The following is a 17,459-nucleotide window of genomic DNA, read 5'->3' on the forward strand; positions in this document are numbered from 1 at the left end:
TTACTCTGAAAATCCCAATCCATAAGCGTCCGATGGAAAAAGAACGCCTTTCTCCAACCTGAAAATTTTTTTAAAAGGGTCTCCAACTATATCTAGGTGTCCATCCAAATCGGCATATACGATATTAGGTCTTGAAAGGGCAAAATGGAGACCTGCGGAGATTCCCAAACCACATTCATCTATACATCCCACCATGGTCTCCAAATTGGCGGCCTTGGCAACGGAGCTAATATGGTTCGCCGTAAGGATGCCCCCAACTTTTTGAAGTTTGATGTTCACCATATCCACCCGTTCGTTCTGTGCCAATCTGAAGGCATCGGTCAAGGTTTTAAGGCTTTCATCGGCCATTACGGGAATGTCCACTTGCCCCGTAACCTCCCCCAAATGTTCATCGGATTCATGCTTGGTAGGCTGTTCGAATATTTCAATCCCAATGGCCGAGGTGGCCTTTACAAAAGCGATGGATTCTTGAACGGTATATCCCTGGTTTCCATCAAAACGAAACCTTACCCCAGGAAATTCCTTATGTAAGCGAATCATCTTGGCAATATCCTCCTCCAAATTTAAGCCGCCCTTAATTTTTAGGATCGAGAAGCCCATAGCCGTATATTCGTAGGCCTGTCGAACGGTCTCCCCCATATTCAGGATTCCAATGGTGATACTGGTGGGTATGCTCGATCTATAACCTCCCAAAAACTTGAACAATGGAACCTGAGCCTTTTTGGACAATAAGTCATATAGGGCAAGATCTACCATGGCCAAACAGCTCGACTTTTTTCCTAAGAGCGTTCTTAATTCTGAAAGAATCAGGGCAAATGTGAAAGGGTCCTTATTTTTTAGATACGGAACTATGATGCTGTCGAGGGCATTTTTAACCTCTTTAGGGGTTTCGTGCGTAACTTCCGTATCGGGTACGGAACAACCATACCCAACCAAATTTCCATCGGTTTCGAGCTTTATGATAAAATTTGTGGTCGCATCGATTTTTTCATATGCAATCGTATAGGGAACTGAAAGTGCCAGATCCAATCGCTCGTAGCTTACCTTTGTAATCTTCATTCCATTTTACCTACTAAGAGATTTACCAATTCCTTTGCCCCAAACTCCAATACGTCATAAGCGGGCAACTTTGTTTTCATGGTAATCTGTTTGCACATTTCTGGAATCTCAGCCTTGGTCATGCCCTCATGGTTTACCGTAACGGCAATGACCTCCTTACCGGAAATCACCTGTATTGCATTGATCTGCTCTTCCAAGGAGTGGAGACGATACCCCGGAAAACCGTCATATTCCAACCTTTTTGGAGCGTGCTGCAGGATTACATAATCAGGTCTACCCGCAGCCAAAATCTCAAAACCACCGGGATATGCAGGATTCATTAAACTTCCCTGACCTTCAATGACAATTACATCAGGGTCCTCATTTTTCCAAGCACTTACAACGGCATGCTCTATTTCCCCGGAAACAAAATCATTGATACAGCTATCCATGACCATGCTATATTTGGCCCCCTGCATCCAAGCGGTCTGTCCCGTTCCGATCATTTCGGCCTTTTTACCAGCTTCCCTGAACCCATGCACCAGAATCCAAGCGGTGGTTCTTTTTCCCAGCGCGGAATCCGTACCTAAAACGGCCAATTTGAGACAATCCACCTTTTCAATATCGCCCGTAAAAAAATGTAGCTTGTCCCTATCCGGAGTCTTTCTAATATCACGGATCGCAACCTTATTTTTTTTGGCCAACGCCACCAGCTCCGGATCATTTGTCAAAAAATCGTGAAGACCACTATCCACGTTCATCCCATGCTGTAGAGCCAATTTTATGCTTCCCTTGGCCTCCTCGGGTAATCGGCCGCCATCTGGGGCCAACCCCACTACCAAATAGTCAGGCTTTGCATCTATGGCCTTAATGGCCTCCTCCAAATCCTTAAAAACCTTGACCCCATTGTCCCTGCCATCCAAGACTTGTCCTGCATCCTGTCCCGCATATCTTGAATCCAAGACCCCTAGAATCTCATACCGCTCCGTAAAGCGTACCAATCCATGGGCGGTTTTTCCATTTGGTGTATTAAATGCACCTTCACAATAAACCAAGGCCTTTCCATCGATTATTCGTTTCATTCCAAATTAATTTTTTGCAGTGAGTACGGCCACAAATCGGTCGGCCTCAAAATTCATTTTTTCATTCAGTTCCAACAAAGCAATCAATCCAGCAGTAGCGGCGGGAAGAATCTTGTACCCCTCCTTCTTGCTCAAATAGGTGGACATATCGCGCAATTTCTTATCACTTATATTAAAGGCCTCTCCATGGGATTCCTTAATTGCATAAAGTGCCTCTTCGCCGTCAAAGCTATGCCAGTTGATCAATGGTTCATTTAGTTTGGTTTCCTTGATTAGCTCAGGCCTCAGATCCTTGCAATGGTCAAAACCGTGTAAAAATGAGTAAACTATTGGATTTTTATTGGCGGATGAAGCGGCTATCATTTTAGGTATTCTAGAGGTTTTGCCCCTTTTATATAAGGTTACAAAGCCCCTAAAAATACCGGCAATCAGCGTGCCGTTGGAGACGGGTACTGCACAATATTTTGGAGCATCGCCCAAATCCTCAAAAATTTCCACGGCCAATTGGGAATAGGCACTGATTTGCAGGGGTGTATTGGAACCACCGGGATTGGCATCGTACCAGTCATTTTTTTTTGCCAATTTGGAACTTTCCATAACCACGTCCTCGTAGCTTCCCGGTAATCGGATAATTTCGGCCTTCAACCCCTCCATTTCTGTGATACGATCGGTATGGTAGCTTTCCGGAATAAATATTTTACAATTTATCCCGGCAAGATTGGCCGCCAAAGCAACCGCAACTCCATAATTGCCACAGGTTGCCAAGGTAACCGTATCGAACTCCCTTCTCAAGGCATCGTACAATTGGGCAAAGGCTATGCGATCTTTTTGGGTGCCTGTTGGATTATCACCCTCATATTTGATGTACAATTGCCTCAAGTCAAACTCCCGCTCCAAAGTTTTGGCCCTGCTTAGGCCCGTATCGCCAATTTCCAAGCTGATTATGTCCTCATAGCACTCCAAGCGGTCCACAAGGTTTTTTGTATGGTCTCGTACAAATGCGCTCAATTTACGAGCCTCTGATGAGACTTTGTTTTCCGAGGTCCTTACACCGTCCTTAAGATCCATTTATAGTTGAAATGATTGGAATGAAGATAAACTAAATTCAAAGACGGAATTGACCTGAAAAGATGTTTTTTGAAAATAGCGCTGAATACGCTTTTTCTATACGAAGACCATCCGGCTACATGGATAAAAACCATAAACCTAATCCATTTCCATGATCAAATTTGCAATCAGGGCCGTCCAGCCCGTTTGGTGTGATGCTCCCAAGCCTTTCCCGTGATCGCCATCAAAAAACTCATAAAACAAATGATGGTCCTTAAAATGGGGGTCATTGGTAAACAACTTGTTTTCATCATCGGAATGATATTGGAACTTTCCGTCCTCATTACGTTCAAATAGCTTCAATAACCTCTTGCTGAGCTCATTGGCAATTTGCTTTAGATTGAGCTTCCTGCCAGACCCAAATGGGAATTCATATTGATAGGAATCCCCATAAAACAAATAGTACTTTCGCAGGGATTGTATGATCATATAATTTAAGGGCAACCAAATTGGGCCGCGCCAATTGGAATTTCCTCCGAACATGTTGGAACGACTTTCACCCGGTTCATATTGAATCTGATGATGTCCATGGTGCTTGAACACAAATGGATGCTCCTCGTGGTACTTTGAAAGCGATCGGATACCATAGTCGGACAAAAACTCGTCCTCGTCCAACAAACGCCTTAGTAAACGCTCCAACCGAAATCCCCGCATAATGGAGAAAAGGTAATTGCCATCTGCATTGGTTTCTTCAATATTGGATATTAGTGATGCTAAGTCTGGTCTGGTTCTAACGATGTCCGCTGCCCTTCTCCTGAATTCCTTTAGTTCTTCAAAAAGATCTTTATGGATAATCTCAACGGCAAACAGAGGAATAATACCTACTAATGACCTGACTTTCAAACGATTCGTCATTCCGCTATCCATTTCGACTACATCATAATAGAAATTATCCTCATCATCCCATAACGAAATATCCTTTTTACCTATATGGTGCATGGCCCAGGCTATGTTTAAAAAATGCCTGAAAAACTTAGCTACCAAATCTTCGTAGGATTTGTTGCCTTTGGAAAGTTCCAAACTCATTCTAAGCATGTTGAGGGTAAACATAGCCATCCAACTCGTAGCATCTGCCTGCTGCATTCTGGTAATTCCCGGTGGCATATGGTTCCTGTCGAAGACTCCAATATTATCCAAACCCAAAAAGCCACCTTCAAAAAGGTCCGTCCCGCTTTTATCCTTTTGATTGACCCACCAAGTGAAATTGATCAACAATTTCTGGAAGGCCTTTTCCAAAAAATGAATATCCCCCGTTCCAGTTTTTTGCTTATCCTTATCGTAGACGTTCCAAACGGCCCATGAATGTACGGGCGGATTTACATCGCTGAAATTCCATTCATATGCGGGAATCTGCCCATTGGGATGCATGTAGCTTTCCCGCAACATCAAAATGAGCTGTTCCTTGGCAAAATATGGGTCTATCTCCACAAAGGAAGCCATATGAAAGGCCAAGTCCCAGGCGGCATACCAAGGATATTCCCATTTGTCCGGCATGGAAATGACATGTCTGTTGGTCAAATGCTGCCAACTAAAATTTCTGGGGCTTTCCCTATAAGGTTTTGGTTCCCCAGGTCCTCCAAAAAGCCACTTGTAGACATCATAGTAATAAAACTGCTTGGTCCACAATAATCCAGAAAATGCCCTTTCCACAATGTCCTTATGTGCTTGGGGCAAGTCCTTTTTTGATACTATATCATTGTAAAACTCCTCACATTCCCGAATGCGACTCTCAAAAATAGTATCGAACCCAGTCCAGGGATCATCCAATTTTCGTTTGCTCAAGCGTATCCTCACCGATTTTTCCTCACCAGCATTTAAGGTCAATTTGTGCCAAACGGCAAATTTGGACCCCGTCTTTTCTGGATTTACGGTATCCATTCCGTTTACCACGTGGTTATTGATACCGTCCTTGACGTATGGAACCTCATTGTCCACATTATAAATACGTTTGTTATTAGTCTCGTTTTCGCAAAAAAGCTGCTTGCCCTTTTCATGATAGAGATAATAGCGACCGTTCCTAATACTTCTGGACTGTATGCAGTTCTCCGAAACAGCTTTCATGCTTGGCCTTTCAAAACGTTTATTGTGTTTCCAAAAGTTCCTGAACCATAAATGTGGTAGCACATGGATGGAGGACTTTTTTGATGACCGATTCACTACGGTAATCTTCATTAGGATATCCCCAACATCGGCCTTGGCATATTCAATAAAGCAATCAAAATAGGTATTGTTCCTAAAGGCTTTGGTATCCAGAATCTCATATTCAGATTCCTCCCTACTCCTAGACCTGTTTTTCTTCACTAGGTCCGTATAAGGAAACTTCTTTTGAGGGTATTTGTACAAATACTTGTTATAGGAATGAGTAGGAGTGGAAACTTGATGAAAATATAGTTCCTTTACGTCCTCACCATGATTGCCCTCACCATTGGTAAGACCGAACAAACGTTCCTTCAAGATGGCATCCTTTCCATTCCAAAAGGCCGGTGCCAAACAAAGGATTTCCCTAGAATCGCAGAAACCGCCAATCCCCTCTTCGCCCCATCTATAAGCATTGCTACGTGCCTTATCATGATCCACAAAATTCCACGCCTGGCCATTGGCACTATAATCCTCCCGTACCGTTCCCCATTGGCGTTCGGCCAAATAGGGACCCCATCGTTTCCAATTCTTGTAATTATCTCCAACGGCGAGACGCTGCTCTTCAGCATTTTTTAATGACATAAACTGAATCCTTTTTATAAAATGGAAAATAATTGTCTGAACCTCCAAAATAGGAATGGTTCAATGACACTCCCTTGAAAATAAAACGTTAAAAATAAAATTAATTTACGCAATTGATCAGGGTGATTAAAACTATTGATGTATTGTTATTATTGCAGGCCAACTTTTATTTGGTTGATCTTTTACCTATAGATAAATTACCAAACTCATAAGACAATGAAAGCAAGTACCAAAATCCGTTACTTAACACGGATTCCATTTCAAAGGATACTTCTTTTGGCGTATAAGAAAAAAACGTGCCTCCATGTAAGTTTTCCAACACAACCTCCTGGCCGGTACTTGAAATCCGTAAGAACAACTCAATTTTGGTGAAATTTATATAGGCCGATAAGGGATACAGAACCTTCAGATTCTTGAGAACCGATTTTAATGAAGTACAAGTATTTGATTATCAATATTTTTCATAATAAAATCACTGGCACAAAAAAAGAAGGAAAAGATTGAACATTTAAAAAAATTGAGTTCATTTGCATTGATTATGAATACCTCAAAAAATAGGGTTCCAATCAAAAAACAATAATGGGAAACAAACAAAATTATGCACTATGAAAACACTACTTATAGCCTTCGTTCTAATTGCCGCCACATCTAAAGGAAACATCGTTCAGGACACCGTAAGGGTCAACGGAATCTATGACAGACATGAGGACGGTATATACTATTTTAAGGGAGATAAAGGAGAAATCTATGAATTCCATGACATTACCGAAGAAGCTTCGGAGGCTTTTGACCTGATGGACGAAGCACTGGTGGGAAAATTGTTCAACATTACATTTACCTTGGAAATTGGGGAGGACGATGACATGGAATATAACACCATTATTGGCCTGAAACTATTGGAATAGTAAATATTCTTCGGACGTACGGAAAATAGGCCTTGGCCACTTTTAGAAACCACTAAAACTACCTACCGCCCTATAAAATTCAAGGAAAGGAATCTTTTTTGTTTCTTTGTAATCTCTTTTAAATTTTCGACATGACTTTACTTGGTATTGATGTAGGCGGCTCAGGAATAAAAGGTGCATTGGTAGATGCTGAAAGTGGTAAAATGCTAACCGAAAGGTTTCGCATTCCCACTCCCAAACCAAGAACGCCCGAAGCCATGGCCGATGTCATTGCCGAAATTGTAAAACATTTTGACTACAAAGGCAAGGTAGGCTGCGGATTTCCAACCATCATCAAAAAAGGTGTCTGTAAGTCCCCGGGGAACTTGGACCCGAGCTGGTTAGGTGTTAATGTTGAAGAGCTATTGGAGAAAAAAACCGGATTGGATTTTACGGTTATCAATGATGCCGATGCTGCCGGTTATGCAACCATGAATTATGGTGTTGGACGGGGAAAAGAAGGCTTGGTGGTCATGATTACCATTGGTACTGGCCTAGGAAGCGGGGCCTTTTTCAATGGACAATTGATCCCTAATTTTGAGCTTGGCCAAATACCTTACAAAAAATATAACAAAATTGAACTATGGGCGGCTGGTAGTGCCAAGGACAGGGAGGGTCTATCCTATAAAAAATGGGGGAAGCGTTTCAATACCTTTTTGGAATATGTAGAACTAATTATCTCCCCTGACCTTATTATTCTAGGTGGCGGCGCCTCAAAGGATTTTAAGGAATTCAAGAAGAAAATAAAAATCGAGACGCCTGTTATACCAGCGGAACTGGAAAATCATGCAGGAATCATCGGTGCGGCCGTGGCATGCTTGCACAAAGCTCCAAAGGTATAGGGAAGCTACTTTTGGTCATGTAAAACTACAAAGCCTTGTGTCCCTCGCTCGATGCCTTAAATTGCTCGTAAGTTTCCACAACTTTCGCATCAAACTTTTTAGGATCCATAAAATTCATCTCATTATCCTTTATGCGCTCATCCCCACCAAAAATTACTTGTAGTTCCTTTTTGAGCATGGCCTCAATGGATTTTTTGGCCACAAGCTGCGGGGAATCCATTTCCCTTCCCTCGAATTTCTGCATCATATCAGTGGCTGTGGCCGTGGGAAAGGAACAGGTAACGGAAACGTTAAATGGGGCAAGCTCCCTTCTCATAGAGTCCGAAAACTGTTTTATGGCCGCCTTGGTACTACCGTAAACCGAGTAAAATGGCATGCCAATCAAGCCGAGTCCAGATGAAATATTGAGTATGGTACCATCCTCGGATGACTTTAATAAAGGTACGCAGTATTTCGTCAATAACAATATTGCGGTAAGGTTGACGGCTACTTGGTCGTAAATTTCTTCATCCGGCAATTCCTCCAGAGGTCCCGCCGAAACGATACCTGCATTGTTGATCAATATATCCAAATACCCCCATTTATCCTCGATACGTGCTGCGGCTTCTCTAAGAATGTCGATATTGGCAACATCACCCGCAATTCGGAGAAACTTTACTTCAGGGTTTGCCTCGGATATTTCCTTAAGACCTTTTTTATCCCTGGCAATAATGGCAATATGGGTTACGCCACCATCAATAAGTTCCTGTACCATACATCTACCTATACCCCTTGTACCACCCGTAATGAGTACCCTCTTTCCTTTTAATTGCATGTTGATCCTTTATGAGTTTTATTTGTTAGTTTGAGCCAAATATGGTCGTCAAATTAGAAAAAAAAACTTGGTGGGCTTAAAGAAACTTAGGCTTAAGTAAATTATTACGAAAACGTTATTTATTGATTGGTTTGGATTATGGAATACGAAAAAAACTATTAAAAAATTACCAGTTTGGCAAACGCAGTTTCGCCTAAAAATCGACTTTTTAAGATATTAACCTGGGGATTTCCCAAAACGTACAAGAAATAAAAAGGCCCTGAAAAATCAGGGCCCGGTTTTATGCTATCTTGTTACGCTTTCGGTCGTTTTCCGTAAGGTAAATCTTCCGCAGCCTTAGATGCTTTGGGGTTACCTCAACGTACTCGTCCTTTTGAATGTATTCCAAGGCTTCCTCCAAAGAGAATTTAATGGCCGGAACTATCCTGGCCTTATCATCGGCCCCTGAAGAACGTACGTTTGATAGTTTCTTGGTTTTGGTGATATTTACTGTCATATCGTCCCCACGGGAGTTTTCACCAATAACCTGTCCTTCATAGATATCCTCACCCGGATCCACAAAAAACTTACCACGTTCCTGTAATTTATCAATGGAATATGGAATTGCCTTACCGGTCTCCATAGAAACCAAGGAGCCATTTTGACGTTGTGGAATATCGCCTTTCATTGGTTGGTATTCCAAGAATCGATGTGCCATGATCGCTTCTCCGGCAGTTGCCGTAAGCAATTGATTTCTTAATCCGATGATGCCCCTGGACGGGATTTGAAACTCACAAATCATTCGGTCGCCTTTGGCCTCCATACTGGTCATTTCGCCTTTTCGGATAGAAACCATTTCCACTGCCCTTCCAGAAACTTCCTCTGGCAAATCTATGGTCAAATGCTCGATGGGCTCACATTTTACCCCATCTATTTCCTTTATAATTACTTGAGGCTGTCCTATTTGTATCTCGTAGCCTTCCCTTCTCATGGTCTCGATCAAAACCGATAAGTGAAGTACACCACGGCCAAATACCAAAAATTTATCGGCACTATCGGTCTCATTTACCCTAAGTGCCAAGTTTTTCTCCAATTCACGCTCCAAACGTTCCTTGATATGTCTGGATGTCACAAACTTACCATCCTTTCCAAAAAACGGGCTATCGTTAATTGTAAACAACATACTCATCGTAGGCTCGTCAATAGCGATGGTCTTCATTCCTTCCGGATTCTCAAAATCAGCCACGGTATCCCCTATTTCAAAACCTTCCACACCCACCAAGGCGCAAATGTCACCAGCTTCAACGGAAGTGACCTTTTTACGACCCAAACCTTCAAAGGTAAAAAGCTCCTTTATTCTGGACTTTACTATGTTACCATTTCTCTTGACCAAAGAAATGGGTTGGCCTTCGCTTAGAGTTCCACGCTGTAATCTACCTATGGCGATTCTACCCGTAAAGGAGGAGAAATCCAAGGACGTAATCAACATCTGGGTATTTCCTTCCTTGGGTTCGAACAAAGGAATATGTTCAATGACCATATCCAATAGAGGCTCTATATTGTCCGTTTGATGCTTCCAATCATAGCTCATCCAATTGTGCTTGGCCGAACCGTAAACAGTAGGGAAATCCAACTGCCATTCCTCAGCTCCCAATTCGTACATCAAATCAAAGACCTTTTCATGTACCTCTTCCGGTGTACAGTTTTCCTTATCCACCTTATTGATGACCACACATGGCTTTAGACCAAGATTTATGGCCTTTTGAAGTACAAAGCGGGTCTGAGGCATGGGGCCCTCGAAAGCATCGACCAATAACAAGACGCCATCAGCCATGTTCAATACCCGTTCTACCTCACCACCAAAATCCGCGTGACCCGGAGTATCGATAATATTTATTTTCGTGTCCTTGTAAACCACAGAAACGTTTTTGGAAGTAATCGTAATACCCCGTTCACGTTCCAAATCGTTATTATCCAGGATCAAATCCCCGGTATTTTCATTTTCACGGAACAAACTGCAATGATACATGATTTTGTCTACCAAGGTAGTTTTACCATGGTCAACGTGTGCGATGATCGCAATATTTTTTGTGTTGGACATAAAGCCTTATTTTAAGCGCGCAAAGATAGTCTTAATTTCTTTAGATCTAGCCAAACAAATGTTATTTTTATCTTATTGATTTTGAAGGGATTATTTTGATTTTCTTATCCCCAATACCCACCTTACATTGGCAGACAACAACAAATCAATACCATTATTAAATTCATCAATGAAGTTGGCAGGACCCGCTTCCAAACGGAATTGTAATCCACCGAGGTAATTTCTTTGAATTCAATAAACAGCACCCAAGGCCAAAGTATATCTAGAAACATAATCCAAATCGCCAATTAGCGCATTTCCACCTTGGATCGCTACGGTTGGGGCGGTTTAGTTACCTGTATTGCCAGAAATTCGCTTTCCCTTTCGTATTCTCCGATCAAAATTGTAATAATCCCGATACTGGATTCTTCCAATAGGATAAATCGCGAATCCGTCGTCAAAGAAATCAGATTCTTGATCGGCAAAACCCATGGTAGCCTCAGCAGTCAGTGTTGAACTTTTCTAAATCCCAAATTCATAAACAACACCGGGCAATAAGGTATTTATGGTTATTTAATGGTTCTCAACATCCTTTCGTAGCTGTGGATTCGAAGTTAAAGAACTAAGCAAAAAAGTAATGATGATAACGGTTCTAATAATTGTGATTGGTTAAAATTAATCATCTTTAGTCATCAATTATTGTGCTAAAAGTATCAATCGAAAGTCGGTTTTCTAGATTTTCGTTTGGTAGCCACCCAACCGAAGGTAAAACCAATTAAAGGGCCATATCCACTTTGAATGCCGTCACCTTGGTAATAACCCATGCCTAACTCTGCATTAAAATTAAAGCCTTTTTCATAGGTACGCTGGATACCATAGACCATTCCATAGAAACCCACATTAAAATCGTCAGGTCCAATTATATTGGTTGTCAATCTAGCTTGAGAGAAAAAGATAGCTTGAGCTGCCGCGATATAATTACCAGAATTACCAGATACATTTTTACCTTTATTGGTCCTACTTCGAAAATTATGATAGTACCGATAACGATTGTTCATAGCTAAACCAAACACATAGCCTGGTTCATAGGCTGCCATACCTAAGCCCAAGGCAGTAGAAATACTTTGATTTCTAAACAATCCCAATTCATAGGATATTCCTGGAGATAGTAAATCCAACTTAAATTGGTGACGTTCCAGATTGACGATTCCAAACCCCTTCTCTGCAACCCCATTACTTTGAGATTGTACCCTTAAGCCCACCAAAACTAGCAGTATAAAAAAAAATTTGTTCATGTTGAATAATGGTTGTTACACTTAAATCTAAAAACAATACCATTGAATAACACTATCTTTATGAAAAATTTATAAGATGGATTTGACCAAGATTCCCCAAATAAAACATACTGATAGTGGTAATTTCTTTTTGCTCTCAGGCCCATGTGCCATTGAAGGGGAAGATATGGCGCTGCGAATTGCTGAGCATATTGTTTCGCTTTCAGAGCAATTGAAAATACCCTATGTTTTCAAGGGAAGTTTTAAAAAAGCAAATCGAAGTAGATTGGATTCCTTTACTGGTATTGGAGATGAGAAGGCACTCAAGATTTTGCGTAAAGTATCGGAAACTTTTAAAATCCCTACCATTACTGACATTCACACGGAACAGGACGCGACTATGGCTGCAGAATATGTGGATGTTTTGCAAATTCCCGCCTTTTTGGCAAGACAGACCGATTTGGTCGTAGCAGCAGCTGAAACCGGTAAGACAGTAAATATAAAAAAGGGGCAATTCATGAGTCCGGAAAGTATGAAACATGCTGTTAATAAAGTGACGGAAACAGGTAACGAGCAAGCCATTATAACAGATCGTGGAACTATGTTCGGGTATCAGGATATGATCGTGGATTTTAGGGGTATTCCCACCATGAAACAGTATGCGCCTGTTGTATTGGACGTTACCCATTCGCTTCAACAGCCCAACCAATCTTCTGGAGTTACGGGCGGCAGGCCGGCCCTAATAGGTACCATGGCACGTGCAGGTATCGCGGCAGGGGTTGACGGACTTTTTATTGAAACACATTTTGATACCGCAAATGCCAAAAGTGACGGTGCCAATATGCTCGAATTAAGTTTAATGGAAAAATTATTGACGGATTTAGTTGCACTAAGAACAGTGGTGAATCAATTTTAAGATAAGTCCTCCCTTTTATAAAAGCCCTTGCTTTTAAGGGATTCGGCCTCCAGAAGTACCTCCATAAGGACGGTGTCATCAACTTCTTCCAGAGTTGTATACCGAAGGGATTTGACCACTTTTCGCTTTTCCGAAACCATCCTGTCCAAATGCTTCGTTAAGTGGGCAGAGTTCCAGAACCCTACATCGACAAAACCCTTTTTCTGGGAAACGTTCAAATAGCACAATGGCGTTTTGTCTATATAAAAACAGGAAATTTTCCACTTATACTTCATGGTGGCATTAGGAATGGTATGTTCTACAACATTTTTAACATGTAATAAAATGCTGCGAAATGGCTCAGGCTGGTTTAGAATATAGTTTTCGGCTGGGTTCATATCAAGCTCAAGGTATAAAGTATTTTTAAAAAATATCAATCCCTGATTTCCAAGTTACAAAATAGCACTTAGATAAATATCTAATCTGAACTATCAATTTTAAAAAGTAAAAAGCAATACAGAAATGGTAATATAGGTGATATTGAATTCTGAGAAAGTTCAAAAAGAAATTCAGCAAAAGTCCTTAAAATATAATTGTAACGTTTAAATGGCAAACGGTCAATATTTAACTTTTATAACAATTGCACTAAATCCTTGTAATATTACCGATATGACCACTCTGTATTCAAGGTTCATCCGTAGATTTCCATTTTTTACCATAAGTTTTAAAATACCAAGACAAACCATAACATTGCTGAAATATTTTTATAGTTTATGACTTAACAAGTTCGTGCTGTGATTTGTATTTATTAGTATCTTTAAGACTCACTGAAACCAGGTTTTATGAGGAAAATACTTCCCTTTATCATTTTTTCTATCATCTTGTTTTCATGCACCAAAGAGAATACGGACACTCCTTTAGCGACTTTGGAGCCATCCGGAAACTTAGCTCCATCCCCAACAGATGAATTAGTCGAGGAGCAAAAGGAGCAACCAACTACGCAGATAACACTTAACGAAATAACTACTGATTTTGAAAGGTTCATGGGCCAAAATAATTTTCGCGGTGCCCAACTTGCCATTATACGGAATGAAAAATTGGTTTACCTAAACGCTTTTGGGGTTTCTGATGTTGACAAGAAAATTCCAGTTTCAAATTCCACTTTGTTCCGGGTTGCAAGTATATCCAAACCAATTACCCTTTTGGCAATCTCCAAATTGATTCTTGATGAAAAACTCGATATAAATGAGCGTGTTTTTGGGACCAATTCAATTTTAGGCACTACCTATGGTAGTCTTCCCTATGAAACAGAGGAATTGCAGATTACTGTAGAACACCTAGTGGAACATACGGCGGGCTTTGCCAACGAACCTACGGACATCATGTTCGAGCCCGTTAATTTAAATTTTAATTCTCTAGCAGGTAAAGTATTGGATGAGCGTTCGTTGACTTTCGAGCCTGGCCTACGTTTTCAATATTCCAATTTTGGGTATGCACTTTTGGGTAAAATCATTGAAGCAAAAAGTGGCCAAAGCTATAAAGACTACGTGAAAGAGAACATATTGGAACCCAATTTGATCAATGATGTATATATGGGAAAAAGCACCATTGAAGAAAAACTACCCAATGAAACCATGTACTATTCCACATGGGCTTCTCCATACAGTATGAATCTTGAACGATTAGATGCTGCCGGTGGATGGATTTCCAATGCAAAATCCTTGGCCCTGCTTGCAGTAAAATCCGATGGCAGATTCAATGTCAACAATATTTTGCCTGCAGGAGAGGGCGTAAGTTATCTTTTAAGGAGTAGTTGGACACATAATGGGGCATTACCTGGAACACTGGCAGCTTTGCATGTTGGACATCCATTTTCTTATGTTGTACTTGTAAATAGTGGTGAATCGAATTTTGCTATTGTTTTGGATGCAATCCACACATTTATGAACAATATGATCGAGCGTCAGGATGCTTGGCCAAATACAGATTTGTTCGAGCCAAGTCAATAGCCATTAATAAATTAACTATTTAATAAACCTTTGGACATGATAAGAGTACCCACAACAAAACTGAAAGTACTATTTTAGACCATTATGAGAAAAATCTATTACATTCCACTCTTTTTATTTTCTTTTTTGGTTTCGGCCCAAGACCACTCCCATCAAAGCTCAAGACCCTTGACGTTTCCAGATATTCCGGGCTACAATACCATCAAGACCGATTTACATATACATACCGTATTTTCTGATGGTAATGTTTGGCCGAACATCCGGGTGCAGGAAGCCCTTCGGGATAATTTGGATTTGATTTCACTTACGGAACACTTGGAATATCAGCCACATAAGGAAGATATCCCGCATCCGGACAGAAACCGTTCGTACGAAATCGCATTGCAGGAAGCTCAGGACCATGACTTGCTAATAGTACATGGCTCAGAGATTACTAGAAGTGCTCCCATGGGCCACAACAACGCCGTTTTTATCGAAGATGCCAACCCTATTCTACAGGATAGAGTAGAAGATGCCTTTGCTCAGGCCAACAAACAAGGAGCCTTTGTTTTTTGGAACCACCCGGCATGGCATGCACAAAGTCCAAAAGGAACTCCCATTCTGAGCGATTTTCAAAAAAACCTAATCCAAAAAGGCCAATTACATGGCATTGAAGTCATTAATAGCCTAGACTATGCTGAGGAATCCCTGGCACTGGCCTTGGAATACAACCTTACGATTATGGGTACGAGTGATGTGCACGGACTTATCGATTGGGACTATACTGAAAAGGGAAACCATCGGCCTATAACCTTGGTTTTTGCAAAGGAAAAAACATTGCCCTCCATTAAGGAAGCCCTTTTTGCAGGCAGGACCGTGGCGGTTTACAATGAACTTCTAGTAGGAAAGGAGGCCTATCTAGTACCATTGATTCAAAAAAGCATCCAAGTAAATTCGGTAAAATATATCGAGGACACCCAAGTATTGGAAGTGGTGCTGGAGAACCTGAGCAGTAGCGACCTTATTTTTGAAAATGCCATGTCATATTCCTTTTACAGCAAACCCGCCATTTTTACCATCAGGGCCGGAACATCTGAAACGTTGCGCATCAAAACCTTGGAAAATTTTGGACAGTTACAATTAGAATTGAAGGCTTTGGGTGCCTACGTGGCACCTAGAACGAATCCCCTTATTTCATGGGACCTCAGAGTAGGCCAATGATTCTTTCTGGGATTTTTTGTTTCCGAAATTAAAGAGCACATCTTCCTTTAAAAAGGAGAAGTAAAACGTGGTTCCCTTTCCCGCTTCGCTTTCCAACCAGATTTCACCTCCATTTTTAGCCAAAATCTTTTTCACCACGGCCAGTCCAATACCACTGGAGTCCTTACGTTTGTCCTCCTCCAGTTTTTGGAACAATTTAAAAATACGGTCAAAGTGTTCCTTGGCAATGCCCATACCGTTGTCCTGAACATAAAATGTAAAACGGTCCACTTCATCCATGACACCTACATTTATATATGCTATAGGTTTGTCATTATATTTTATGGCATTCTGAATCAAATTTTGATAAACCTGTAGCATTTGGGTGCGATCTACCAATAGACGAGGCAGCGAACTATCCTTTTCTATAATTACCTTTTCTGAATTATTGGCCCTTATAAGTCCATCTACCACTTCGTTTAAATCCAAAAGAGCTGTAACTGTCTTTTTTTCAATACCCAAGGAGTATTTAAGAATTCCATCTACAAGCATATCCATCTGGCCCACTTGATCCATTAACAGTTGTAGGTTGACCTTGCCCTGTTCCAATCTGCCATCATTCATATCTTCCAAAATCCAGGTACCCAAGGAGTGTACGTTGCGCAACGGACTCTTTATATCATGGGAGACAACATAGGCAAATTCTTCCAGCTCCCTATTTTTGAGGGATAATTCCCGAGCTCTTCTTTCCAAGGCCTTGGTACGTTGTTTTACCATTGTTTCCAAATCCATATTTTGCTTGCGCAATTTATATTTATACCTGATAAAACCGTTCTGGATAAACATTGAAAAAACGAAAATGGTGGCAAGGGATAATAGCACGGCCCCTTTATCGGAAAAGGAAACATTGGACACTCCCAATTGTAGGAACAAATGAAGGAAGGAGGAAAAGGTATAAAGTATGATTAATATTCTGTGGGTCAACAAGAGAATGCCCCCAAAGAGAACCACATAGGTACCCAACAGGTAGGATAGATGAAATTGGTTCAGGGCAGAGGTAATTATCAAGTAATGGGCAAATATCGTGAGGGCCGCGAATACAATATACCCATAATACTTTCGGCACCAAGAATTTAAGAAAAATGGAGCGAGACCTACTACCATGAAGAAAAGGCTTAAAACCTCTGGAGCCCAATCCAGTTCTACACGCTCCGTATCAAAATAGCCAATAGCCATACTATAAAGGTAAAGACCTGGTGAAATTAGTAAAAGAACAGGACGAGAGCTTCTTAACTCAAAATCGTCCATGGCACCAATGATTCGAAACATATTATTTCCAATTATTATGGTGAAATTACGTCCTTCCTTTCCCCTTAAAAGGATTGGTAATTCCAATGGGAATGGATGTTACGGTGAATAGCGGTTTACTGTAGATGGATGGTAGCTTTTACAAGACCTATTTTATAATAGTTATTTCACGTAAACCGATTTATTG

The 17,459-nt window shown here is 41.0% G+C and carries 14 protein-coding genes; 5 read left to right on the plus strand and 9 right to left on the minus strand.

The annotated features are described in order from the left end of the window. The 4 genes from DZC72_RS00890 to DZC72_RS00905 all read right to left on the minus strand — a co-directional run bounded on the left by DZC72_RS00890 (position 1) and on the right by DZC72_RS00905 (position 5,948). A complete protein-coding gene (locus DZC72_RS00890; RefSeq protein ID WP_125221053.1) occupies positions 1-1,059 on the minus strand; it encodes a mandelate racemase/muconate lactonizing enzyme family protein in 1,059 nt (352 codons plus the stop codon). Continuing rightward, on the minus strand, positions 1,056-2,120 hold the full coding sequence (locus tag DZC72_RS00895; protein WP_125221054.1) for a DUF1611 domain-containing protein: 1,065 nt from the start codon (positions 2,118-2,120) through the stop codon (positions 1,056-1,058). The genes DZC72_RS00890 and DZC72_RS00895 overlap by 4 nt, the downstream gene beginning before the upstream one ends. Before the next feature lie 6 nt (positions 2,121-2,126). Beyond that, the gene (locus tag DZC72_RS00900) at positions 2,127-3,188 is read right to left on the minus strand and encodes a pyridoxal-phosphate dependent enzyme (RefSeq protein ID WP_125221055.1); all 1,062 of its coding nucleotides are present in this window, start codon (positions 3,186-3,188) and stop codon (positions 2,127-2,129) included. Between the two features lie 138 nt (positions 3,189-3,326). Beyond that, positions 3,327-5,948 carry an MGH1-like glycoside hydrolase domain-containing protein gene (locus DZC72_RS00905; protein WP_125221056.1) on the minus strand — a complete coding sequence of 874 codons (2,622 nt, stop codon included), beginning with the start codon at positions 5,946-5,948 and terminating at the stop codon, positions 3,327-3,329. Between the two features lie 605 nt (positions 5,949-6,553). Here DZC72_RS00905 and DZC72_RS00910 point away from each other — a divergent pair. Beyond that, positions 6,554-6,853 carry a hypothetical protein gene (locus DZC72_RS00910; RefSeq protein ID WP_125221057.1) on the plus strand — a complete coding sequence of 100 codons (300 nt, stop codon included), beginning with the start codon at positions 6,554-6,556 and terminating at the stop codon, positions 6,851-6,853. Between the two features lie 131 nt (positions 6,854-6,984). Then, positions 6,985-7,734, plus strand: coding sequence for a polyphosphate--glucose phosphotransferase (gene ppgK / locus DZC72_RS00915; protein WP_125221058.1), 750 nt, complete (start codon positions 6,985-6,987; stop codon positions 7,732-7,734). A gap of 25 nt (positions 7,735-7,759) precedes the next feature. Here ppgK and DZC72_RS00920 read toward each other — a convergent pair whose 3' ends face one another. The 3 genes from DZC72_RS00920 to DZC72_RS00930 form a co-directional block, all read right to left on the minus strand. Continuing rightward, on the minus strand, positions 7,760-8,548 hold the full coding sequence (locus DZC72_RS00920) for an SDR family NAD(P)-dependent oxidoreductase (protein WP_125221059.1): 789 nt from the start codon (positions 8,546-8,548) through the stop codon (positions 7,760-7,762). Positions 8,549-8,828: 280 nt separating this feature from the next. Further along, a complete protein-coding gene (typA, locus tag DZC72_RS00925; protein WP_125221060.1) occupies positions 8,829-10,628 on the minus strand; it encodes a translational GTPase TypA in 1,800 nt (599 codons plus the stop codon). A gap of 692 nt (positions 10,629-11,320) precedes the next feature. Then, entirely contained in the window at positions 11,321-11,902 is a 582-nt protein-coding gene (locus tag DZC72_RS00930) for a hypothetical protein (RefSeq protein ID WP_125221061.1), read from the minus strand. Positions 11,903-11,978: 76 nt separating this feature from the next. On the opposite strand from DZC72_RS00930, the gene kdsA reads away from it, so the two are divergent. Next, positions 11,979-12,797, plus strand: coding sequence for a 3-deoxy-8-phosphooctulonate synthase (gene kdsA, locus DZC72_RS00935; protein WP_125221062.1), 819 nt, complete (start codon positions 11,979-11,981; stop codon positions 12,795-12,797). Here the strand turns inward: kdsA and DZC72_RS00940 are convergent. Then, positions 12,794-13,174 carry a DUF1801 domain-containing protein gene (locus tag DZC72_RS00940; RefSeq protein WP_125221063.1) on the minus strand — a complete coding sequence of 127 codons (381 nt, stop codon included), beginning with the start codon at positions 13,172-13,174 and terminating at the stop codon, positions 12,794-12,796. The two genes, kdsA and DZC72_RS00940, sit on opposite strands and share 4 nt — an antisense overlap. A 444-nt stretch (positions 13,175-13,618) precedes the next feature. On the opposite strand from DZC72_RS00940, the gene DZC72_RS00945 reads away from it, so the two are divergent. Both DZC72_RS00945 and DZC72_RS00950 read left to right on the plus strand, forming a co-directional pair. After that, entirely contained in the window at positions 13,619-14,785 is a 1,167-nt protein-coding gene (locus DZC72_RS00945; protein ID WP_125221064.1) for a serine hydrolase domain-containing protein, read from the plus strand. 84 nt (positions 14,786-14,869) lie between these two features. Beyond that, complete coding sequence (locus DZC72_RS00950; RefSeq protein ID WP_125221065.1) at positions 14,870-15,985, plus strand: Sb-PDE family phosphodiesterase; 1,116 nt, start codon at positions 14,870-14,872, stop codon at positions 15,983-15,985. Here DZC72_RS00950 and DZC72_RS00955 read toward each other — a convergent pair. After that, positions 15,959-17,293 (minus strand): sensor histidine kinase, encoded by a 1,335-nt coding sequence (locus DZC72_RS00955; RefSeq protein WP_125221066.1) that lies wholly within the window; start codon positions 17,291-17,293, stop codon positions 15,959-15,961. The two genes, DZC72_RS00950 and DZC72_RS00955, sit on opposite strands and share 27 nt — an antisense overlap. Positions 17,294-17,459: the final 166 nt, after the last annotated feature.

This window comes from Maribacter algicola, from assembly GCF_003933245.1.
GTDB lineage: Bacteria > Bacteroidota > Bacteroidia > Flavobacteriales > Flavobacteriaceae > Maribacter > Maribacter algicola.